The sequence below is a fragment of the Stenotrophomonas sp. Sm2128 genome, assembly GCF_030985535.1.
Taxonomy (GTDB): Bacteria; Pseudomonadota; Gammaproteobacteria; order Xanthomonadales; family Xanthomonadaceae; genus Stenotrophomonas; species Stenotrophomonas maltophilia.
Window position 1 is genome coordinate 21881 of the sequence record NZ_JAPTFQ010000020.1, and the last position, 20973, is coordinate 42853.

Genomic DNA, 20973 nt, shown 5'->3' on the forward strand with positions numbered 1-20973 from the left:
GCGTGGATCTACCGACACAAGGCACGACCACGCACGCACTGATCACGAAAGCACGCGCGCCACCACCGCCAGCACCGCCAGATGCCCCACGTAGTACCCATAGAACACCCAGCGCCAGCGCGGCAGTCGCCACGGCACCCGCGTCGCCAGCACGACCACCGGAACAGCCAGCAGTGCCCAGCCGTTGTGGTTGACCCCGCACACCGCTGCAAGCCCAACCAGCAACAGCCACCACGCCCGATGCCGGAACGCGATCCAGGCCAGCAGCACGGCGCCAACACCGGCCCACTGGTAGTCCACGAACATCGGCAGCACGCCGGCAGCCAGCAACAGCAGCACAGGCCGATTGTTCGCAAACGCATGCACGGCCACCACTGCCAAGGTGAAGGTGAGCAGGATGTTGAGCGGCAGCCAGGAACCGAACGCCAGTGCGTGCAATGGCTGCGCAATCAGCCCCCATAGCGCCAGCCGGCGGATCGATTTGCGCAGGTCGGCGCCCGGCTGGGCCAGGTTGCAGGCCATCACCAGCGCGAACAGCGGGAAGGCGATACGCCCCAGTTCGCTGACCACCGGCACGTAGCCCCCGAAGACCACCTTGGCCACGTGGTCGCCGGTCATGGCCAGCAGCGCGATCCACTTCAGCAGCTCGCGCGCGCCGCTGCCGAGGGTGAGGTTGAACGTGGACGTCCCGGTCGTGGTCGCTTGCATCGCGGAAGCTTATGCGCATCGGCCAGCGCATTTCCAGCGCCGCGCAGGAGCCCGCCGCTGCAAGTCGTAGATGGCGGCGCTATGCTGGCCGCCCCTGCTTGTGAGACACCCGTCATGCGCACCCTGTACCCGGCCATCGAGCCCTACCGCGAGTTCACCCTGAAGGTGAGCGATCTGCACACCCTGCATATCGAAGAGTGCGGCACGCCGGAGGGCATTCCGGTGGTGTACCTGCACGGTGGCCCGGGCGCCGGTATCTCGCCGACCCATCGGCGCTTCTTCGACCCGGCGCGCTACCGCATCGTGTTGATCGACCAGCGCGGCAGCGGCCGTTCCACGCCGTTTGGCGAGCTGCGCGACAACACCACGCAGGACCTGGTGGCCGACATCGAGAAGGTCCGTGAGCACCTGGGCATCGAACGCTGGCTGGTCTACGGCGGCTCGTGGGGTTCGACCCTGTCACTGGCCTACGCGCAGGCGCATCCCGAGCGCGCCACCGGCCTGATCGTGCGTGGCGTGTTCCTCGGCCGCGAAATGGAGAACCGCTGGTTCGCCGAGGCCGATGGGGGTGCGCGCTGGATCTTCCCGGAGCGCTGGGACCGCTATCAGGCCTATATTCCGCACGCCGAACGTGGCGACATGATTGCGGCCTACTGGACGCGCATGGATGGCCCGGATGAGGCAACCCGCATCGAAGCCGCGCAGGCCTGGCTGGGCTGGGAAGACAACGCCGCCACCCTGCAGCACGACGTGGATGCGCAATCCACCGATGATCCGCTGGATACGCTGGCCAAGGCCCGCATCGAAGCGCACTACTTCCGCAACGGCATCTTCCTGGAACCGGACCAACTGCTGCGCAACATTGATCGCATCCGCCACCTGCCCGGCGTGATCGTGCAGGGACGCTACGACATCATCTGTCCGCCGCGCAGCGCGTGGGACCTGGCCAAGGCGTGGCCGGAAGCGCGCCTGGAGATGGTGACCTCCGGCCACAGCGCCAACGAGCCGGCCACGGTCGATGCGCTGGTGCGCGCCACGGATGCGTTTGCCGACCGGTTCGGCAACGGCACCTGATCCGCAGCGTCAACACGCCACCGTGAGCCCCACCGTGGTCAGCCCGTCGCGGCTGGCCACGAACACATCGCCACCATGCAGCACGGCGATGGCCTTGACGATCGACAGGCCCAGGCCGTGGTGGCGTTCGCCCCGGTACTCTCGGGCCTGGTCAACCCGGTAGAAACGCTCGAACAACAGCGGCAGGTGCCCGGCGGCGATGCCATCGCCTTCGTTCAACACCGCAATGCGCGTGCCCTTGCCTTCGGCCTGCAGCTGCACCCGTACCTCGGTGCCGGGCCGCGCATGCTGTACGGCGTTGTGCAGCAGGTTGGTCAGGGCACGCCGGAACAGCGATGGATCGATGCTGGCGGTTGCTTCACCTTCGATGCGCAGGGTCAGCCCGGCCTCCTCGAACAGGAACTCCAGGAAGTCCCCGGCGGCGGCCACTTCGTCGGCCAGCGCCACCGGCCGGGTTTCCATCGCGATGTCGCCCTGCCCGGCCCGCGACAGGAACAGCATGTCGTTGACGATGGCGCGCAGCCGCTCCAGCTCTTCCAGGTTGGACTGCATCACGTCCTGCAGCTGCGCGTTGTCGCGCGGCCGTGACAGGGCCACCTGGGTCTGCCCCATCAGGTTGGCCAGCGGCGTGCGCAGCTCATGCGCCACGTCTGCGTTGAACGCATCCAGCCGCGTGTAGGCGGCCTCGAGGCGATCCAATGCACCATTGAAGGCATGCGTCAGGTGCCCCAGCTCTGCCGGCAGCGCCTGTGTGCCGAGCCGCTGTGACAACCGCTGTGGGCTGAGCGAGCGCGCCTCGTCCGAAAGCGCGCGCAACGGTGCCAGTCCCAGGCGCGCGATCCAGTAGCCGAGGCCGGCCACCAGCAGCACGCCCAGCCCACCGGCAACCCACAGCGCCACGGCGAAGCGCTGCAAGGCATGCGTGTACGGTTCGGAGTCGATACCGATCCACAGGTCCACCGCCGGCCGCACGCCCTTGCCGGGCACGCGCTCATAGAGCGTACGCAGCGGATGCTGGCCCTCGCGCTGCAACGTGCCCATGCCGCTGTCGTTGCCATTGGGTGGCTGCACCTGTGGGCGTTCACCACCGATGCGGAAGGTGGGGTCGTCACTCCAGGCCCAGACCAGCGTGTCGCGGTCGCCGGAAATCAGGTTGCCGACCTTGTCGCGCACCTTGCTCCAGCGCTCGCGGGTATCGCACATCGCCACACTGCCGCTGACCGCGTGCAGCTTGGTCTGCAGCTCGGCGTGCTGGTAACGCACCACCTGCCGTTCCAGCACGCCATACACGCCGATGCCCAGCAGGGCGAATACCAGCAGCGCGGCCAGCGCGAACATCGCCGACAGGCGCTGGGCGATCGACAACCTCATCGACCGTCACCCTCGTCATCGCGCACTTCCAGCACGTAGCCCATGCCGCGCACCGTATGCAGCAGCTTGCTGGGGTACGGGCCGTCAAGCTTGCTGCGCAGGCGCTTGATCGCCACTTCCACTACGTTGGTGTTGCTGTCGAAATTGATGTCCCAGACCTGCGCGGCGATCACTGTCTTGGACAGGATCTGCCCGCGCCGCTGCGCAAGCAGGGCCAGCAGCGCGAATTCCTTGCCGGTCAGGTCCAGTCGCGTACCGTCACGATAGGCGCGGCGCGCCAGCAGGTTGACCTGCAGGTCGCCCACCTGAAGTTCGGTCGGCTCCTGCTGGCGACCGCGCCGGACCAGCGCCTGCAGGCGCGCCAGCAGCTCGATGAACGAGAACGGCTTGACCAGGTAGTCGTCGGCACCCTGCCCCAGCCCGTGCACTCGGTCATCCACGCGGTCGCGCGCTGTCAGCATGATCACCGGGGTCTGCTTGCTGCGGCGCAGTTCGCGCAGCACGTTGAAGCCGTCCATGCCGGGCAGCATCACGTCCAGCACGATCACGTCGTAGTCGAACTCGCGGGCAAGGTGCAGGCCGGTCACGCCGTCGGCGGCCAGGTCGACCGCCCAGCCCTGCTCGCCCAGGCCGGTGCGCAGGTAGTGGGCGGTCTTGCTCTCATCCTCGACGATCAGCAGTTTCATCCGGGCTCCGTCAGCGCGGCACCGGCGGCCGCCCTGCGTTCGCATCGGCGCTGCAGGAACAGCCGGTCCAGGGCCAGGTAGATCACCGGGGTACTGTACAGGGTCAGCAACTGGCTGATCAGCAGGCCACCCACCACCGCCACACCCAGCGGCTGGCGCAGCTCCGAGCCGGTGCCGAAGCCGATCATCAGCGGAATGGCACCCAGCAGCGCCGCCAACGTCGTCATCATGATCGGGCGGAAGCGGGTCAGACAGGCCTCGTGGATGGCCTGCAGCGGGGTCAACCCGCGGTTGCGCTGGGCATCCAGCGCGAAGTCGACCATCAGGATGCCGTTCTTCTTGACGATACCGATCAGCAGCACGATGCCGATCAACGCCATGATCGAGAAATCCAGCCCCCACAGCCACAGCGTCAGCACGGCACCGATACCGGCCGACGGCAGCGTGGACAGGATGGTAAGCGGGTGCACGAAGCTCTCGTACAGCACGCCGAGGATGATGTAGACGGCCAGCAGCGCGGCCAGAATGAGCAACGGCTGGCTGGCCAGCGATTCCTGGAACGCCTGTGCGGTGCCCTGGAAGCGCCCGTTGATGCTGTCGGGCATGCCGATCTGCGCCTGTGCCTGCTCGACCAGGGTAACCGCCTCGCCCAGCGAGACGCCCGGCGCCAGGTTGAACGACAGGTTCACCGCCGGCAGCATGCCGTTGTGGCTGATCGACAGCGGCCCGTTGCCCGGCGGCTGCACCTGGGCCACTGCCGACAGCGGCACCATCTGCCCGGTCAGCGGCGAACGCAGGTGGAAGTAGGACAGCGCATCGACCTGGCCAAGCAGGCCGGGCGCGATCTCCAGGATCACGCGGTACTGGTTGGTCTCGGTCTGGAACTCGTTGATCTGGCGCTGGCCGAATGCATCGTAGAGCACCTGGTCGATATCATTGGCGGTCAAGCCGAAGCGCGCCGCAGCGGTGCGATCGATCTGCAACCGGGTAACGCTGGCGCCGACCTGCTGGTCGTTGGACACGTCGCGCAGCTGCGGCAGCCCGCGCAGGCGTTCGGTCAGCTGCTCGGCCCAGCGTGACAGCTCCCTGCTGTCCTGGCCGCGCAGTGCGTACTGGTACTGCGTACGCGCCGGCCCCGCGCCCAGGTTGATGTCCTGCGCGGCCCGCATGTACACGGTGATGCCCGGCACGCTGGCCATCTTCGCGCGCAGCCGGTCGATGAAGCCGTGCACATCCACGTCGCGGTCGCCACGGTCCTTCAGGATGAACCAGAAGCGGCCATTGGACAGGGTCTGGCTGCCACCGGTGGCGCCCACCGCATGGTTGTAGGCCTGCAACGCAGGATCCTCGGCGGCGATCTTCGCCAGCTGCTGGTGCTTGGCCACCATCTCCTCGAAACCGATGTCCTGTGCCGCTTCGGTGGTGGCGAACACGAAGGCCGTGTCCTGCAGCGGGAAGAAGCCCTTCGGGATCACCACGTACGAGGCCACCGCTACCGCCACCGTCGCACCGAACCCGACCAGCACCAGCCGCTGGTGGCCCAGCGCCCACTGCAGGCTGCGGTCGTAGCCGGCCAGCAGGCGCCCGGCCAGCGTGTCCTGGCCGTCGCGATGGGCCGGCATGCGCTTCATCAGGTGCGCAGCCATCATCGGCGCCAGCGTCAGCGAGGCCACGATGGAGATCAGGATCGCGACCGTGATGGTCATCGCGAACTCCGCGAACAGGCGCCCGACCACGCCGCCCATGAACAGCAACGGGATGAACGCCGCGATCAGCGACAGGCTGATCGACACCACGGTGAAGCCGATTTCCTCGGCACCCTTCAGTGCCGCTTCCACGGGCCCCAAACCGGCCTCGCGATGGCGGTGGATGTTCTCCACCACCACGATGGCGTCGTCCACCACGAAGCCGACCGCCACCACCAGCGCGACCAGGGTGAGGTTGTTGAGACTGAAGCCGGCCACATACATCGCCGCGAACGTGGCGACCAGCGCAACGACCAGCACCGCACCGACGATGAGCGTGGCCGAGAGCTGGCGCAGGAACAGCCCCATCACCAGCACCACCAGCACGATGGTCAGCACCAGGGTGACCTCCACCTCGTGCAGCGACGCGCGGATGGTGCGCGTGCGGTCGTTGAGCACTTCCACATCGACGCTGGCCGGCAGGTTGGCGCGCAGCTCCGGCAAGGCCGCCAGCACCGCATCGGTGGTGCGAACGATGTTCGCGCCCGGCTGCCGGCTGATGATCAGGCCCACGCCCGGTTGCCCGTTCGGCCACGCCTGCACATAGGCGTTCTCGGCACCGTCGACCACTTGCGCGATATCGCCCAGCGTGACCGGTGAACCCTGCCGGTAGGCGACCACCAGCTGACGGTAGTCCTGGGCATCGAACAGCTGGTCGTTGGCCTCGAAGGTGGACGTGCGCTGTTCGCCCATCAGCGCGCCCTTGGCCTGGTTGAGGCTGGCGTTCTGGGCCACGCCGCGCAGGTCGGACAGGGTCATGCCCATCGCTGCCAGCCGCTCCGGCTGGGCCTGGATGCGGATGGCCGGGCGCTGCTGGCCGACGATATTGACCTCGGACACGCCACTGATCTGGCTGATCGAACGCGCCAGGCGGCTCTCGGCCAGGTCGCTCAGCTCGGTCATCGACATCTGTGCCGAGACCACGCTGAGCACCAGGATCGGGCTGTCGGCCGGGTTGACCTTGCGCCAGGTCGGCAGGTTCGGCAGGTCGCTGGGCAGGCGCCCGGCCGCCGCATTGATTGCCGCCTGTACTTCCTGTGCGGCGGTATCGATGTTCTTTTCCAGATCGAACTGCAGCGTGATCGAGGTGCTGCCGAGCGCGCTGGTGGAGGTCATCTCGATGATGCCGGGCACGCCGGTCAGCTGCGTTTCCAGTGGCGTAGCCACCGCCGACGCCATGGTCTCGGCACTGGCGCCGGGCAGGCTGGCATTGACGCGGATGGTCGGGAATTCCGCTTCAGGCAGAGGTGCCACCGGCAACCGTGGCAACGCGGCCACGCCGAGCAGTATCACCGCCAGCGTCAGCAGCGTGGTGGCCACCGGATGCCGGACGAACCAGCTGGACAGCGAAACGCGGGTGCTCATGGTGCGGCCCCGGCCCTGGCAACCGGTGCGCCGGCTTCAGTGACGACCACACCCGGGCGCAGGCGCGACTGGCCATCGCGCACGATCACATCACCCACCCGCAGCTCGCCCTGTATGGCCACCTGCCCGTTCTCGGCTTCACCCACGGTGACCGGTAGCACCTCGACGCTCCCATCGCCCACTACGCGGTAGACGAAGCTGCCCTCGGCACCGCGCTGGATTGCGGCAGCGTCCACCACCAGTGCGCCCGTGGTCTGGCCGATGCGTACCCGCACGCTGACCAGCTGCCCGGGCCACAGCCGGTCATCGGCATTGGCGAAGCGGGCACGCAACCGCACCGTGCCGGAGGTCTCGTCGATCTGATTGTCGATCACCTGCAGGGTGCCTTCGGCGAGGCGCTGGCCACCATCGCGGTCCAGCGCCTGCACCGCCACGTCGCCGGCAGCCAGTGCCTGCCGCAGCTGCGGCAACGCGTCCTGCGGCAGCGCGAACACCACCGAGATCGGATCGGTCTGCTGCACCGTCACCAGTCCCTGCGTATCGGTGGCACGTACCAGGTTGCCGGGGTCCACCTGGCGCAGGCCGATGCGGCCATCCATCGGCGCCAGGATACGGGTGTACGACAGCTGCACCTGTGCGGCGTCCACCGCCGACTGGTTGCCACGCCCGGTGGCCTGCAGCTGCTGTACCGTGGCCGCCTGCTGCTCCAGCATCTGCCGCGAAACCAGCTGGTCGGTAGACAGGTGCTGCAGCCTCGCCAGGTCCGAGCGCGCGGCATCCAGCGTGGCACGGTCGCGAACCACCGCAGCCTGTGCGCCACCCAGGTCGGCACGGATCGCGCGATCATCGATACGGGCCAGCAACTGGCCCTTGCGCACCTTCTGGCCCTCCTCGAACAGCACCTCGGTCAGAACGCCATCGACCTGCGGCCGCAGCACGGTGCTCTGCAGCGACTGCACCGTGCCTACGCCGCTGCGCCAATGCGCCACGTCGCGCTGCTCGACACGGCCGGTCACCACCGGTACCGGCGGCGGCGCATTGGCCGGTTGCGCGTCGCTGCGCGACACACCCTGGAACAGCATCACCAGCGACAACACCACCAGCAGCAACACACCCAGGACAAGGTGGCGGCGACGCATTCGTGCGGACAGGAAGGGAATTCGCATGACAGGGATCCATACCAGTGCCGGCGCGGGGGCTGCGCGGGCCTGATGCCATCCTCCCGGCTGGCCTCCGGCGCCTTGCTGTCGCCTGCCTGACAATTTCGTCAGGTGCGGCCGGTACACGCATGGGGCGTGCGGGTGAACGGTGGCCCACCGCTATCTGGCGACCCGGTCGGTTCTTCGCAGCTCGCTTACAGATCCGGGCCGAAGATCCGGCCGTGGCCATCCACAACCGTGGCCCGCGTCCCCACTTCTGGAGCCTGTCATGACCGGTACTCGCTGCGTTCCTGCTGTCCTTGTCGTTACCATCGGCCTGCTGCTGGGCGCCTGTTCCAAGACACAGGAGGCAAGCAAGGCCACCGCCGCCGAGGACGTCACCGAAGTGAAGCTGATACCGCCGTATGAGTCGCTGGACAAGGACAAGGACGGCATCGTCACACTGGCCGAGGTGGATGCCGTGGCGCCGGACTGGGCCGAACGCCTGCATACCTGCGATACCGACCGCAACAAGACGTTGACCCGTGGCGAGTACGACGTGTGCAAGCAGACCAGCGCTTCGCATTGATCCATCACTGAAACCTCGATTGGCGCTGCGCATGCCCGGCTATACCAAGGTATAGCCGGGCTAACCCACGGGCCTCTAGGCCTGTCCCATTCAGGGGCGGACAATAGCGCCGTTGGCCAGGGCAACCCTGGCTGGCCCCCTCCCCTCATGGAGACGCAGATGGACCCCGACCCTGCCGGGCGCACCGCGCCCCCGATGCCCGCAATCCGCCTGTTCCTGGCGCCTGCCCGCCGGTCCCTGCCTGCCTGAGTGACGGGGGACCGCCAGGCGCCGCTTGCCTGGAGATCGCCCCCATGTCCTACAAGATCCTCTACATCACCCTGCGCCGCCTGATCGGCGAGCGCGATGTTGCCGGCCTGCGCAGCCAACTGTTGCAACACGGCCCCGTGATGTTCGCCCGTTCGCTGTCGCTCGGTTCGCCGCGCGTGGTGGCCGATGCGCTGTCGCTGCTGCCGATCAGCGAGCGCATCACCGTGCTGCGTCATCTGCCCTATCCCCTGCGCGATGCGATGAAGCCGTTGTGCATCGGCGGCAGCCAGCGCCTGCACATGCAGCCGTGGTCGCCGGCGGTGCTGGCGATGCGCCACGCCTGACCTGTTCCAACCGTTCCGTTCCTGTTCCGGCCGCGGCCGGCTCTGACATTCGAGGAGAGTCCCATGAGCCTGCTCAACGCCTGGTTCAATGCCTTCCTGCGCAGCCGTCGCGCAGGCAACCTGTTCCGCCGCCGCGCGATGCCCGAAGCCGGCTTTGGCCCGGGCAGCGCCGAGGCCGCGCCGTTCGCGCTCACCACCGGCCTGGTTACCCTCGCCCAGCAGGAGGAAGCCGAGCTGCTGGCCACACTGGAGTCGCATGCCGATGGCCTCAGCCCGCATGAGGCCGAGGAGAGACTGGTCACGCTCGGCCCCAACGAGGTGGATCACGAAAGGCCGCTGCCGTGGTGGCGCCATCTGTGGCAGTGCTATCGCAACCCGTTCAACCTGCTGCTGACCGTGCTGGCGGCGGTGTCCTGGCTGACCGAGGACATCAAGGCCACCGTGGTGATCGGTGCGATGGTGCTGCTGTCCACGCTGATCCGCTTCGTGCAGGAGGGGCGCTCGAACCGTGCCGCCGAGCGGCTGAAGGCACTGGTCGGCAACACTGCGCGCGTGCTGCGCCGCAATCCCGGCACCGAGGCTGCGGATGTGGCCGACCAGTACTTCGGCGCGCACCTGCACAGCCGGCGCCCGGCGCGCCTGCTGGACCTGCCGATCCGTGAGCTGGTGCCCGGCGACCACATCGTGCTTTCAGCCGGCGACATGATTCCGGCCGACTGCCGCGTGCTGACTGCCAAGGACCTGTTCGTGGCACAGGCCGCAATGACCGGCGAGTCGCTGCCGGTAGAGAAGTTCGCGCACCCGGGCGACGGCCTGGCCGGCCTGCTGGAACAGCACAACCTGCTGTTCATGGGCACCAATGTGGTGTCCGGAACGGCCACCGCCGTGGTGCTGGCCACCGGCAACCGCACCTACTTCGGCACGTTGTCCCAGCGCAGCACCGCCACCGACCGTGCGCCGACCGCATTCCAGGCCGGCGTCAACAGTGTCAGCTGGCTGCTGATCCGCTTCGCGCTGGTGATGGTGCCGTTCGTGCTGCTGATCAACGGCTGGACCAAGGGTGACTGGACCGAAGCGTTTCTGTTCGCGCTGTCGGTGGTGGTGGGCCTGACGCCGGAGATGCTGCCGATGATCGTCACCTCCACCCTGGCCAAGGGTGCGGTGCTGCTGTCGCGGCGCAAGGTGATCGTCAAGCGCCTGGATGCGATCCAGAACTTCGGCGCCATGGAAGTGCTGTGCACCGACAAGACCGGCACGCTCACCCAGGACAGGATCGCGCTGGAGCGCCACACCGATGTGTTCGGCCACGATTCGGAAGACGTACTGAAGTTCGCCTATCTCAACAGCCACTTCCAGACCGGGCTGATCAACCTCCTGGACCGCGCGGTGCTGGAACACGTGGAGCTGCAGAGCTCGCTGCGGCTGTCGCAGGACTACCACAAGGTGGACGAGATTCCGTTCGACTTCGAGCGCCGCCGCATGTCGGTGGTGGTGTCCGAGCGCGAGGACCACCACGAGCTGATCTGCAAGGGCGCGGTGGAAGAGATGCTGGCGGTGTGCAGCACCGTTCGCGAGAACGGCCAGGACATGCCACTGGACGAGCACCGCCTGGCCCGCGTGCGGCAGACCACCGAGGAACTGAACGAGCAGGGCCTGCGCGTGGTGGCGGTGGCGATGAAGGAGACCGCGGCCAGTCAGAGCGCCTACTCGCAAGCGGACGAATGCGGGCTGACCCTGGTCGGCTACGTGGCCTTCCTGGACCCGCCGAAGGAGTCCGCTGCGCAGGCGCTGCAGGCGCTGACCGCACACGGTGTCGAGGTCAAGGTCTTCACTGGCGACAACGAACTGGTGACCGCCCGTGTCTGCGCACAGGTGGGGCTGGACGCGGACACCATCCTGACCGGCCCGCAGATCGAGCGCATGGACGACGGCGCGCTGTCGCGGGCGCTGCACCACCATCGCGTGTTTGCCCGGCTGACGCCGCTGCACAAGGAGCGGCTGGTACGCGAGCTGCGCGCGCAGGGCAAGGTGGTCGGCTTCCTCGGCGACGGCATCAACGATGCACCGGCGCTGCGCGCAGCCGACATCGGCATCAGCGTGGACAGCGCGGTGGACATCGCCAAGGAGGCGGCCGACATCATCCTGCTGGAAAAGAACCTGATGGTGCTGGAGGAAGGCGTCATCCAGGGCCGGCGCACGTTCAACAACATGCTGAAGTACATCCGCATGACCGCCAGCTCCAACTTCGGCAACGTGTTCTCGGTGCTGGTGGCCTCGGCCTTCCTGCCCTTCCTGCCGATGCTACCGCTGCAGCTGCTGGTGCAGAACCTGCTGTACGACATCTCGCAGATCGCCATCCCGTTCGACAACGTTGACGAGGAGCTGGTGCGCAAGCCGCTGAAGTGGAACCCGGCGGACATTGGCCGCTTCATGGTGTTCTTCGGGCCGATCAGCTCGATCTTCGACCTGACCTGTTTCGCGCTGATGTGGTACGTGTTCGATGCACGCACGCCGGCCGACCAGGGCTTGTTCCAGTCCGGCTGGTTCGTGGTCGGCCTGCTGACCCAGACGCTGATCGTGCACATGATCCGTACGCCGAAGGTGCCGTTCCTGCAGAGCATCGCCGCGCCGCCGCTGCTGGTGATGACCGGCCTGATCATGGCAATCGGCGTGGCCCTGCCGATGAGCCCGCTGGCCGGCTACTTCAAGCTGCAGGCGCTGCCGGCCGGCTACTGGCCGTTCCTGGTGGCGATCCTGTTCGGTTATGCGGTGCTGACCACTGCGCTGAAGCGGTTCTACATCCGTCGTTACGGCTGGCAGTAAGCGCCCGCCGCCTTGTCCAGGGAGAATCACAATGGACATCAATCCGAACCTGCCGGCGTTCAACGCCGGCGCAACCCTGAGTTCGCTGATCAGCCTGTCGGTGGCGTTCGTGCTGGGCACGGCCATCGGCCTGGAACGGCAGCTGCGCCAACGCACCGCCGGTCTGCGTACCAACACGCTGGTGGCGGTGGGTGCGGCGGTGTTCGTCGATCTGGCCGTGCGCTTCCATGATCTGTACGGCGGCCCGCCGTCACCGCTGCATGTGGTGGCCTATGTGATCTCCGGCGTCGGCTTCCTCGGCGCCGGCGCGATCATGAAGGACGGCGCACAGGTGTCCGGCCTGAACACCGCCGCCACCCTGTGGGGATCGGCGGCGGTGGGTGCATGTGCCGGTATCAAGCTGCTGCCGGAGGCGGTGTTGGCAGCGGTGTTCGTGCTGGCCGCCAATACCCTGCTGCGGCCGGTGGTGAACCGCATCCAGCGGCAGCCGCTGCCGGAAGCGTTCAGCGAGGCGACCTATGCGATCAACGTGGTCTGCCAGCGCGAGCAGCAGGCCGAGGTGCTGGACCAGCTGTTGCTGCTGCTTGAGCAGGCGCACTACCCGGTGCGCGCGGTGGACCAGCGCCCGTTCGGCGAGCGCGACGTGGAGATCGAAGCGGTGCTGTATGCCACCACGGTGGATGCCGGTGAGCTCGATGCCGTGCTGGCCACCCTGGCGACCACGCCCGGTGTGCTGCAGGGCTTCTGGAACGCCAGCCTGGAGGAGTAGTGACGGCCGCTGGCCGGCAACCTCGTGATCTCCGAAGCACCGTGCAGTTGCCGGCCAGCGGCCGGCACTACCAGGCATCGCTCTGGTTTGTGCCGACCAACGGTCGGCACCCACTGCACGAGAGCACGCCGACCCAGGTCGGCATCCACCAATGCCGGCTTTGCTATCCTTTTCCCCCACGCCAGGGAGCTCCCCGATGCCATCGCTGTCGCCCCGCCGCCCGCTGGTGCTGCTGGCCCTGATCGTCGTGATGGCGGCGATCTTCCTGATCGACACCGTCACTGATTATGCGGTTGCCGCGGCCTGCTTCTATGCAGCGGTCATCCTCGCAGCGTCGCGCGTGCTGAGTGCGCGCGGGCTGATCACCCTGGCCTTCGCCTGCATCGCGCTGACCGGGCTGAGCTTCTTCCTGACCCGCTTCGGCACCTACCACATCGGCCTGGTCAATTCGGTGATCGGCATGCTGGTGATCGGCATCACCACCTATCTCGCCCTGAACATGGAAGCGGCCAAGGCCGCCGTGCAGGAAGCGCAGGGCCGCCTGCTGCGAGTGGCACGCGCTTCCACCGTGGGCGAGCTCACCACTTCCATCGCGCATGAAGTGAATCAGCCGCTGGCGGCCATCGCCAGCAGCGCCGAAGCCTGCCAGCGCTGGCTGGCGCAGGACCCGCCGAACGTGGACAAGGCCCGGCAGACCGTAGCCCGCATCCTGGCAGACGCGCACCGCGCCGGTGACGTGATCGCCCGCATCCGCGGCCTGACCCAGGGCGCGGCACCGGAACGACGCACCTTCGACCTGAACCAGGCGGTGGAGGAAATGCTGGCGCTGTCGCGCAGCGAGCTGGACCAGCATGGCGTGGCCGTGGCGCTGCTGCTGGACGCCGATCTGCCGCCGGTACACGCCGACCGCGTGCAGGTGCAGCAGGTGATCGGCAACCTGATCCTCAATGCGGTGGACGCGATGGAGCCAGTCCCTGCTGCGGACCGGCGACTGTCCCTGCTGACCCGGCGTGACGGTCAGCGGCTCAGTCTCAGCGTGCGCGACCGTGGTGTCGGCCTGCCCGCCGATAATCCCGAGCGAGTATTCGATGCATTCTGGACCACCAAATCACATGGGCTCGGCCTGGGCCTCAGCCTGAGCCGTTCGATGATCGAAGCCAATGACGGCCAGATCCGCGCCGAACGACCGGCAGGCGGCGGTGCCTGCTTCGTGTTCGACCTGCCCATCGCCTCGGACGTTCAACATGCGTAAGCCCGCTGCCCCAGCCATCGACCCAGCGCCCATCGTCTACGTGGTCGACGACGACCCGTCGGTGCGCGCCGCACTGGAAGACCTGCTGGCCTCGATGGGCCTGCAGGTGCGGGCCTTCACCTCCACCCAGGCCTTCCTCGAACACTACCTGGAAGACGCGCCAGCGTGCCTGGTGCTGGACGTGCGCATGCCCGGCCAGAGTGGGCTGGAGTTCCATCGCACGATGGGCAGCCTCGGCCTGCAGCTGCCGGTGGTATTCATCACCGGCCACGGCGACATCGCGATGGGCGTCAACGCGATCAAGGACGGTGCCATCGAGTTCCTGACCAAGCCCTTCCGTGACCAGGAGCTGCTCGATGCCATCCACAAGGGCATCGAGATCGACCGCCAGCGCCGCCGCGACGGCGAGGCACTCGGCGCACTGCAACTGCGCTGGGACACCCTCAACGCCGGCGAGCGCGAGGTGGTCGATGGCGTGGTACGCGGCCGGCTCAACAAGCAGATCGCCGGCGACCTCGGGGTGAGCGAGATCACGGTGAAGGTGCGCCGCGCGCAGGTGATGCGCAAGATGGGCGCGCGCACCCTGGTTGACCTGGTACGCATGTATGACCGCCTGCAGGCGGGGACGCCATGAACGTCCACGTCGCCTTGCTGCGCGCGGTCAACGTCGGCGGCACCGGCAAGCTGCCGATGCGCGAACTGGTGGCGATGTGTGAGGACGCAGGCTTCGCCGATGTCCGCACGTACATCGCCAGCGGCAACGTGGTGTTGCGCAGCTCGCTCGACGAAACAGGCGTGCGCCAGGCCCTCGGCCAGCGGCTCCAGGCCTATGCCGGCAAGCCGGTGGGCGTGCTGGTGCGCTCGGCCAACGAGATTGCCGGCGTGGTGGCACGCAATCCGTTTGCGCAGGCGGCCGGCAACCGTGTGGTGGCATTGTTCCTCGATGCCAGCCTCCCCGCCGATCCGTTGGACGGCGTGACCGGCCGGCGTGATGAACAGCTTGCATTCGGCACGCGGGAGATCTTCGTTCATTACGGTGCTGCCATGGCCGACTCGCGCCTGCGGATGTCCTATGCCCAGCAAGGCACTGCCCGCAACATGAACACGGTGGGCAAGCTTGCAGCGATGGCCGCCGCGCTGGCCTAGCCTGCCAGCATTTCTTGTGCAGCGGTGCTGAAGTCGAGTGTCAACGACTGCTCAGCGCTTGCGTTCGATGGCGGCTGGAGCGCTTTGCTGACGCAACGGATCACGCCCGCTGCAGGCGACGCTTCAACCGCGTATCCATCAACCCCACGGCCAGCAGCACCGCACTGGTCAGCCAACCGGCGGCCAGCAGATGGGTGTGCGGCAAGACCACGCCCAACACGACCAGCGCCACGGCACCGAACAGATGCGAATACGGGGCGCGCCCGTACACAATGCGCTTGTAGAGGGCGCTGCCAAGCAGGTAGATCAACGGCCCGGCGACCAGCACCGTTGCATATACCGGCGTCACCGCCGCTTCCGGGTGATCCATCACCAGGTCGTTGCCCACCGCGGTGGCGATGATGCCGGCGATCAGCAGCGCATGCACGTAGTGGAAATTGGCGCCCATCCGCCCGGGGTCCTCGGAATGGGTGATCACCGCAGTGGCGTCGCGGCTGGAGATGCCGAAATACAGCCACCACATGGCGATGGTGCCGGCGAAGGTGGCGAGCACCGCAGACACCACCGCAGCACTCCACTGCTCGACCTCGCTGAGCACGCCACCGGTAGCCAGCAGCGTCTCGCCGAGTGCGACGATGACGAACAGCTGGCAACGCTCGGCCAGGTGCCCGCCTTCGATGGTCCACTCGCGGGTGTGCGACCGGCCCAGGCCCGGAAACGCGAAACCGAACATCGGCGAGATGTATTCGCAGGCCACCGCCACCGCCCACAACGCCAGGCGCAGATTGCCCTCGGCGGCGGCGCCCGCCAGCCAGAAGCAGGCCGACACGCTCACCCACGCCAGCATGCGTCGGAAATTGGGCGCCAACGGATGGCTGCGACCGACCTCCAGCAGCACGAACGCCGTGCGCCCGACCTGCATGGTGGCGTACGCCCCCGCGAAGACCCAGGCGCGTTCAGCGAAGGCCTCGGGAATGGACGAGGACATCAGCAGCGCCAGCAACATGCTGACGAACAGCAGGCTGCGGATGCGTGGCGCCTCGGGATCGAACCAGTTGCTGACCCAGCAGGCGTACTGCCAGCCCAACCAGACCGCGAACCACAGCACCAGCGTCTGCATCACCCCGACCAGGTCCAGGTGATGCAGCAGATGGTGGCTGAGCTGGGTAACCGCAAAGACGTAGACCAGATCAAAGAACAGCTCTTCGTAGGTCACGCGGGCGTGGTGCCCATCGCGCTGGCGCAGGGCAGGCAGTCTCAGTCGTGTGCTCATGGCCGTCCTTCAGCGCGCCAGGCGCCAGTACAGCAGTCCAGCCAGCAGGGCCGGCACCGCGAACACCAGCAGCAGGATCGGCAGTTCCTCCCGCACGGCGTAGCCGGCCTTGCTCACGCCCACCCACATGTTGGCAAGCGTCACCAGCAGCCAGGTGGCGATGAACGCGAGCAGGGCCGTGGGCAGCTGTGACTGGCCTACGCTCCACAGCCGCCCGAAGAGCAGGAATACCCCCAACAACAACACCCCACCCACCATCACCAGAAGCACGTGCATGGTCCATCTCCTTGAGCCTGCTGGCAGGCTAGCCGCGGCCGATTCTGCGCTCCAGACGATGATCGTGGTTTCACTTTCCAGTTCCGACGAACAATCCCCGACCCGCGCCCCACATGGCAAACGCGAACGGTTCCCATTAGTATTGCGTCATCGCGCAGGGATGCCCTCCCCCGCGCGCCCCTTGCCCTTGCTTCCGGTCCGGATGTCCCAGCTGCCTTCCCTACCCCCTCCCGCGCTGCCGCTGGTCTCCTCGCTGGTGCGCCATTACGAGGAACTGGTGGAGTACCTGCGCCGCCGTTTCCGCTCGCCGGGGTTGGCTCGTGAGGTGGTGCACGATGTCTGCGTGCGCCTGCTGGAACGCCCAACCGCCTACGATGCACGGCAACCCATCGCGCTGCTGCGGCGGATCGCGCACGACACTGCGGTGGATCGCTGCCGCGCCGAGGATCTGCGCCGGCACTGGGTGGAGGCACGTGCCGAGCTGCCCGATGACGCCTGCCCGCGCCCCGGGCCTGAGCAGCAGGCGCAGGGACAGCAGGCACTGCAACGACTGGGCGCCACCATCGAACGCATGCCCTGCCGCCGCCAGCAGGTCTTCATCCTGCACAAGATCCACGAACTGCCACAGGCTGAGGTTGCCCGCCGCATGGGTATCGGCCAGAAGGCGGTGGAGCGCCACCTGCGCCTGGCCATGGCCGATTGCCAACGGTCGGCTGGCCTGCGATGAGCCCACAACCGCCGCCGTCCCCACCGCAACCGCCGGTCCAACCCGCAACCACCGACCAGGTGCTGGACCAGCATCGCGATGCCCTGAAGGAACGCTTCCCCATGCCCAGCGCGGATGCGCTGCAGCGTCGTCGCGGTGGGCGTGCGTCGAAGATCGTCCTGCCACTGCTGCTGATCACGGCCACGGGCGTGTTCATTGCCGACCCGGCATGGCAGGTGCACGACTATCGGAGCGCGGTGGGCGAACGCCGCGGCATCCGCCTGCCCGATGGCAGCCATCTGCTGCTCGACGCCGGTACCCATCTGCAGGTTCGCAGGCACATCCGCTCGCGGCAAGTGGTGCTGGTGCAGGGCCAGGCCCGTTTCCAGGTGCAGCACTCGACCTGGCGCCCGTTCGAGGTCGAGGCCGGGGCGGTGCATGTGCGCAACTATGGCACGGTGTTCGACGTTGACCGGCAGGGTAGCCTCAGCGAGGTAACCCTGTGGCGCGGCGAGGTGGGCGTGCGTGTGGATGGCGGGGGCGCCGAGCAGCGCCTGAAGCCGGGGCAGCGTGTGCTGGCCCAGCCAGGATCGTTGTCTCCGCCGGAAGCGGTGGACCCGGATCGAGCGGACTGGACCCGTGGGCGGCTGCAGTTCGACCGCATGCCGTTGGCCGAGGTGCTGCGCATCCTGCAGCGCTATCACGACCGTCCCATCGTGCTGGACGACCCGGTACTGGGGCCGCTGCAGGTATCAGGCGTCTTCGATGCCGACCGCGCCGAAGCCGTACTCGCGCTGCTGCCCGAGATCCTGCCGGTACAGGTGCACACCGCTTCCGATGGCAGCCTGCATCTGCGCGCCCGCGATTGAATGCCGCACCGAGGGTGGGTTGCGCGTCGTCCCATCCGGCAGATGCTTGAACCCTTCCGAAGGACCCCCGCATGACCCGCCCTGTTCCGCCTGCCGCCCTGCGCCGGCTGGCCCCTACCCTGCTCGCTGCCTGCCTGTGTGCGGCCCTGCCCGCCATGGCGCAGACCGCTGCGTCCGCGCCCGTCGAGCTGCACCTGCCGGCCGGCCCGTTGCAGGCCTCGCTCACTGCGTTGGCGCGGCAGAGTGGCATCCAGCTGCTGTTCGCCGCCGACAGCGTGAGCGGCCGCAGCGCCCCGGCTGTTGATGGCCGCTACACCCCGCGTGAGGCCCTGCAGCGGCTGCTGTCAGGCCAAGGCCTGGCGATGCAGGAACGTTCGCCAGGGGTGTTCGTGGTGAGTGCCGCGCCAGCGCCGGCGAAGCCGCGCATCCCGGCCCGGGCCGCATCATCGGCGCCGTCATCCGCCTCGACGACGTCGCTGGCCCGCGTCACGGTCTCGGCCTCGACCGCGCGCATGCCGCAGGGCGAGACCGCCATGCCCAATACCATCACGGTGCTGACCCGCGAGGACATCGCCCAGCAGCTGGCATTGGGCTCGGATGTGTCGCGGGTGCTGTCGTCGCAGATCCCGGCGTTTGCCCCGGCGCGCGAGAAGATGTCCAACTACGGCGAAACCATGCGCGGCCGCGGCATCCTGTACATGGTCGACGGCGTGCCGCAGTCCACGCCGCTGCGCGATGGCTCGCGTGATTCGCACACCATCGACCCGGCGATGATCGAACGCATCGAGGTCATCCACGGTGCCAACGCGCTGCAGGGCATCGGCGGTACCGGCGGCATCGTCAACATCATCACCCGCAATGCGCCCAGTGAGCCGGGCGCGTTCCTGCTCGACACCAACGTCAGCTACAGCGCTGCCCTGCCCAGCCGCCACGACGACAATGGCCAGCGCGGCTCGGCCCTGGTGGGCGTGCGCGGAGAGCAGTTCGACCTGGTCGCCGGCCTGGCCTATGAGAAGCAGGGCCTGTACCACGACGGCGAGGGCCGATCGATCGGCACCAACGCGCAGGGCGAGCTGATGGACTCGACCTCATCGAACGTATTTGCCAAGCTGGGCTGGAACATTGCCGACGGCCACCGCCTGCAGGTCATGGCCAACCGCTACGAACTGCGCGGGCTGGACAACTACCTGGCCATCAACGGTGACTACCGGACCGGTCGCCCGACCATTTCGGTCCCCGGCGATACGCCGCTCGATCCGCCGATGAACCGCTCGCGTTCGCTGACGGTGGACTACAGCGCCGCCGACCTGCTCGGCGGCCGTTTCCAGGCGCAGGCCTTCGCGGTCGATTTCGAAGGCCGCTACGGTGCCAGCCAATGGGATCCGTGGGGCAACACCGGCGCCAATGCCGCCTGGGACCAGACCCAGAACGAATCGGACAAGCGCGGCTTCAAGCTGACCCAGAGCTGGAGCCGCATCGCCGACACCACGCTGGACGTGACCCTGGGCCTGGACGGCCTGCGCGACCGCACCCACCAGGTGCTGCTGGCCAGTGGCATGAACTGGGTGCCGCAGACCACCTACCAGAGCCTGTCACCGCTGCTGCAGCTGCACTGGTGGCCGACCGATCACCTGATGCTGTCCGGCGGCCTGCGCTACGAAAAGGGCGAGCTGGAAGTAGGCGACTACACCACCCTGCCCCGTTACGGCGCACGCAAGGTGGCCGGTGGCAAGCCGACGATGAGCGAGACCCTGCCCAACTTCGGCGCGGTCTGGTACATCAACGATCGCCTCAACGCCTATGCCTCGTACTCGGAAGGCTACACCGTGGCCGACGTCGGCCGCGTGCTGCGCGCGATCAACCGCGACGGACAACGCGTGGACAGCCTCGTCGACCTGTCACCGGTGGTGTCGGACAACCGCGAGATCGGCCTGGAGTACGACGATGGCCGCTTCAGCGGTGACATTGCCTACTACACCTCCGAATCCGAGCTGGGCTCGGTGCTGATCTACGATCCGGGCATCGATGCCTATGCGGTGCAGCGCCAAGCCACCCGCGTGGAAGGCTTTGAAAGCAACCTTCGCCTGCGGTTGGGCAACAGCCGCCTCGGACTGGGCTATGCACGCGCCAACGGCCGCTACGACGCCGACGTTGACGGTCGCCTCGACAGCGACCTGGCTGGTGTGAACATCGCGCCGAACCGGCTGACTGCGTTCTGGGAACAGAGCTGGACGCCGCAGCTGAGCACCCGCCTGCAGGCCAGTCACGCCTTCGACCGCGACTTCGACCTGCGTGGCGCGCGGGTGGCCGAGTTCAAGGGTTACACCACCGTGGATCTGGTCGCGCGCTATACGCTGGACAAGCATGCCTTCACGCTGGGCGCGCAGAATCTGGCGGACAGGCAGTACATCAGCTACTACTCGCAGACCACGCCGTCGAACCCGAGCTATTTCTCCGGCCGCGGCCGGGTGCTGACGCTGGGATGGCAGTACCGGTACTGATCCATGGCGTCCTTATGGGAGCCATGAAATCTATGCGAGACGCGATGAAGGAGGCCCATGCTAGTTTCTGGGCCTCCTTCAAGCGGAC

The 20973-nt window shown here is 67.5% G+C and carries 18 protein-coding genes; 11 read left to right on the forward strand and 7 right to left on the reverse strand.

Translation table 11 applies throughout. The features are described from left to right. Positions 1-42 precede the first annotated feature (42 nt). A complete protein-coding gene (locus tag O0K41_RS08125; protein ID WP_005409805.1) occupies positions 43-708 on the reverse strand; it encodes a TraX family protein in 666 nt (221 codons plus the stop codon). A 114-nt stretch (positions 709-822) separates the two neighbouring features. Here O0K41_RS08125 and pip point away from each other — a divergent pair, with 114 nt between their 5' ends. After that, positions 823-1782, forward strand: coding sequence for a prolyl aminopeptidase (gene pip, locus O0K41_RS08130; RefSeq protein WP_111118272.1), 960 nt, complete (start codon positions 823-825; stop codon positions 1780-1782). 9 nt (positions 1783-1791) lie between these two features. Here the strand turns inward: pip and O0K41_RS08135 are convergent, their stop codons facing one another. Genes O0K41_RS08135 through O0K41_RS08150 form a run of 4 tightly spaced genes read right to left on the reverse strand, consistent with a single transcriptional unit; the run spans position 1792 to position 8115 of the window. Beyond that, a complete protein-coding gene (locus tag O0K41_RS08135) occupies positions 1792-3153 on the reverse strand; it encodes a heavy metal sensor histidine kinase (protein WP_164221218.1) in 1362 nt (453 codons plus the stop codon). Beyond that, the gene (locus O0K41_RS08140) at positions 3150-3839 is read right to left on the reverse strand and encodes a heavy metal response regulator transcription factor (RefSeq protein WP_111118274.1); all 690 of its coding nucleotides are present in this window, start codon (positions 3837-3839) and stop codon (positions 3150-3152) included. The genes O0K41_RS08135 and O0K41_RS08140 overlap by 4 nt, the downstream gene beginning before the upstream one ends. Next, positions 3836-6949, reverse strand: a complete 3114-nt coding sequence (locus O0K41_RS08145) for a multidrug efflux RND transporter permease subunit (protein WP_111118275.1) — start codon at positions 6947-6949, stop codon at positions 3836-3838. The genes O0K41_RS08140 and O0K41_RS08145 overlap by 4 nt, the downstream gene beginning before the upstream one ends. Continuing rightward, positions 6946-8115, reverse strand: a complete 1170-nt coding sequence (locus O0K41_RS08150) for an efflux RND transporter periplasmic adaptor subunit (RefSeq protein WP_164221216.1) — start codon at positions 8113-8115, stop codon at positions 6946-6948. The genes O0K41_RS08145 and O0K41_RS08150 overlap by 4 nt, the downstream gene beginning before the upstream one ends. Positions 8116-8377: 262 nt before the next feature. On the opposite strand from O0K41_RS08150, the gene O0K41_RS08155 reads away from it, so the two are divergent. From O0K41_RS08155 to O0K41_RS08185, 7 genes are all read left to right on the forward strand, one after another. Beyond that, positions 8378-8677, forward strand: a complete 300-nt coding sequence (locus O0K41_RS08155) for a hypothetical protein (RefSeq protein WP_164221215.1) — start codon at positions 8378-8380, stop codon at positions 8675-8677. 293 nt (positions 8678-8970) lie between these two features. Continuing rightward, complete coding sequence (locus tag O0K41_RS08160; protein WP_005409807.1) at positions 8971-9270, forward strand: hypothetical protein; 300 nt, start codon at positions 8971-8973, stop codon at positions 9268-9270. Between the two features lie 63 nt (positions 9271-9333). After that, on the forward strand, positions 9334-12093 hold the full coding sequence (gene mgtA, locus O0K41_RS08165; protein ID WP_164221213.1) for a magnesium-translocating P-type ATPase: 2760 nt from the start codon (positions 9334-9336) through the stop codon (positions 12091-12093). Between the two features lie 31 nt (positions 12094-12124). After that, the gene (locus O0K41_RS08170) at positions 12125-12862 is read left to right on the forward strand and encodes an MgtC/SapB family protein (RefSeq protein ID WP_005413576.1); all 738 of its coding nucleotides are present in this window, start codon (positions 12125-12127) and stop codon (positions 12860-12862) included. Between the two features lie 196 nt (positions 12863-13058). Beyond that, positions 13059-14114 carry an ATP-binding protein gene (locus O0K41_RS08175; RefSeq protein WP_308304481.1) on the forward strand — a complete coding sequence of 352 codons (1056 nt, stop codon included), beginning with the start codon at positions 13059-13061 and terminating at the stop codon, positions 14112-14114. Then, positions 14107-14748, forward strand: a complete 642-nt coding sequence (locus O0K41_RS08180; RefSeq protein ID WP_164221209.1) for a response regulator transcription factor — start codon at positions 14107-14109, stop codon at positions 14746-14748. The genes O0K41_RS08175 and O0K41_RS08180 overlap by 8 nt, the downstream gene beginning before the upstream one ends. Then, positions 14745-15260 carry a DUF1697 domain-containing protein gene (locus O0K41_RS08185; RefSeq protein WP_164221207.1) on the forward strand — a complete coding sequence of 172 codons (516 nt, stop codon included), beginning with the start codon at positions 14745-14747 and terminating at the stop codon, positions 15258-15260. The genes O0K41_RS08180 and O0K41_RS08185 overlap by 4 nt, the downstream gene beginning before the upstream one ends. Positions 15261-15360: 100 nt before the next feature. Here the strand turns inward: O0K41_RS08185 and O0K41_RS08190 are convergent, their stop codons facing one another. Both O0K41_RS08190 and O0K41_RS08195 read right to left on the reverse strand, forming a co-directional pair. Then, positions 15361-16533: a low temperature requirement protein A gene (locus O0K41_RS08190; protein ID WP_197592025.1), complete on the reverse strand. Its 1173-nt coding sequence runs from the start codon at positions 16531-16533 to the stop codon at positions 15361-15363. Positions 16534-16542: 9 nt separating this feature from the next. Then, positions 16543-16809, reverse strand: a complete 267-nt coding sequence (locus O0K41_RS08195; RefSeq protein ID WP_088429971.1) for a hypothetical protein — start codon at positions 16807-16809, stop codon at positions 16543-16545. A 202-nt stretch (positions 16810-17011) separates the two neighbouring features. Between O0K41_RS08195 and O0K41_RS08200 the strand changes: the two genes are divergently transcribed. The 3 genes from O0K41_RS08200 to O0K41_RS08210 all read left to right on the forward strand — a co-directional run bounded on the left by O0K41_RS08200 (position 17012) and on the right by O0K41_RS08210 (position 20885). Then, positions 17012-17536 (forward strand): RNA polymerase sigma factor, encoded by a 525-nt coding sequence (locus O0K41_RS08200; protein WP_164221203.1) that lies wholly within the window; start codon positions 17012-17014, stop codon positions 17534-17536. After that, on the forward strand, positions 17533-18384 hold the full coding sequence (locus O0K41_RS08205; RefSeq protein ID WP_164221201.1) for a FecR domain-containing protein: 852 nt from the start codon (positions 17533-17535) through the stop codon (positions 18382-18384). Before O0K41_RS08200 ends, O0K41_RS08205 begins: the two co-directional genes overlap by 4 nt. Before the next feature lie 71 nt (positions 18385-18455). Beyond that, positions 18456-20885 (forward strand): TonB-dependent receptor, encoded by a 2430-nt coding sequence (locus O0K41_RS08210; RefSeq protein ID WP_164221199.1) that lies wholly within the window; start codon positions 18456-18458, stop codon positions 20883-20885. The last annotated feature ends 88 nt before the right edge of the window (positions 20886-20973 follow it).

Excerpts from the sequence above, each read along its gene's own strand:
- O0K41_RS08125 (WP_005409805.1), bottom strand. The coding sequence starts at position 708 with ATGCAAGCGACCACGACCGGGACGTCCACGTTCAACCTCACCCTCGGC.
- pip (WP_111118272.1), top strand. The coding sequence starts at position 823 with ATGCGCACCCTGTACCCGGCCATCGAGCCCTACCGCGAGTTCACCCTG.
- O0K41_RS08135 (WP_164221218.1), bottom strand. The coding sequence starts at position 3,153 with ATGAGGTTGTCGATCGCCCAGCGCCTGTCGGCGATGTTCGCGCTGGCC.
- O0K41_RS08140 (WP_111118274.1), bottom strand. The coding sequence starts at position 3,839 with ATGAAACTGCTGATCGTCGAGGATGAGAGCAAGACCGCCCACTACCTG.
- O0K41_RS08145 (WP_111118275.1), bottom strand. The coding sequence starts at position 6,949 with ATGAGCACCCGCGTTTCGCTGTCCAGCTGGTTCGTCCGGCATCCGGTG.
- O0K41_RS08150 (WP_164221216.1), bottom strand. The coding sequence starts at position 8,115 with ATGCGAATTCCCTTCCTGTCCGCACGAATGCGTCGCCGCCACCTTGTC.
- O0K41_RS08155 (WP_164221215.1), top strand. The coding sequence starts at position 8,378 with ATGACCGGTACTCGCTGCGTTCCTGCTGTCCTTGTCGTTACCATCGGC.
- O0K41_RS08160 (WP_005409807.1), top strand. The coding sequence starts at position 8,971 with ATGTCCTACAAGATCCTCTACATCACCCTGCGCCGCCTGATCGGCGAG.
- mgtA (WP_164221213.1), top strand. The coding sequence starts at position 9,334 with ATGAGCCTGCTCAACGCCTGGTTCAATGCCTTCCTGCGCAGCCGTCGC.
- O0K41_RS08170 (WP_005413576.1), top strand. The coding sequence starts at position 12,125 with ATGGACATCAATCCGAACCTGCCGGCGTTCAACGCCGGCGCAACCCTG.
- O0K41_RS08175 (WP_308304481.1), top strand. The coding sequence starts at position 13,059 with ATGCCATCGCTGTCGCCCCGCCGCCCGCTGGTGCTGCTGGCCCTGATC.
- O0K41_RS08180 (WP_164221209.1), top strand. The coding sequence starts at position 14,107 with ATGCGTAAGCCCGCTGCCCCAGCCATCGACCCAGCGCCCATCGTCTAC.
- O0K41_RS08185 (WP_164221207.1), top strand. The coding sequence starts at position 14,745 with ATGAACGTCCACGTCGCCTTGCTGCGCGCGGTCAACGTCGGCGGCACC.
- O0K41_RS08190 (WP_197592025.1), bottom strand. The coding sequence starts at position 16,533 with ATGAGCACACGACTGAGACTGCCTGCCCTGCGCCAGCGCGATGGGCAC.
- O0K41_RS08195 (WP_088429971.1), bottom strand. The coding sequence starts at position 16,809 with ATGCACGTGCTTCTGGTGATGGTGGGTGGGGTGTTGTTGTTGGGGGTA.
- O0K41_RS08200 (WP_164221203.1), top strand. The coding sequence starts at position 17,012 with ATGTCCCAGCTGCCTTCCCTACCCCCTCCCGCGCTGCCGCTGGTCTCC.
- O0K41_RS08205 (WP_164221201.1), top strand. The coding sequence starts at position 17,533 with ATGAGCCCACAACCGCCGCCGTCCCCACCGCAACCGCCGGTCCAACCC.
- O0K41_RS08210 (WP_164221199.1), top strand. The coding sequence starts at position 18,456 with ATGACCCGCCCTGTTCCGCCTGCCGCCCTGCGCCGGCTGGCCCCTACC.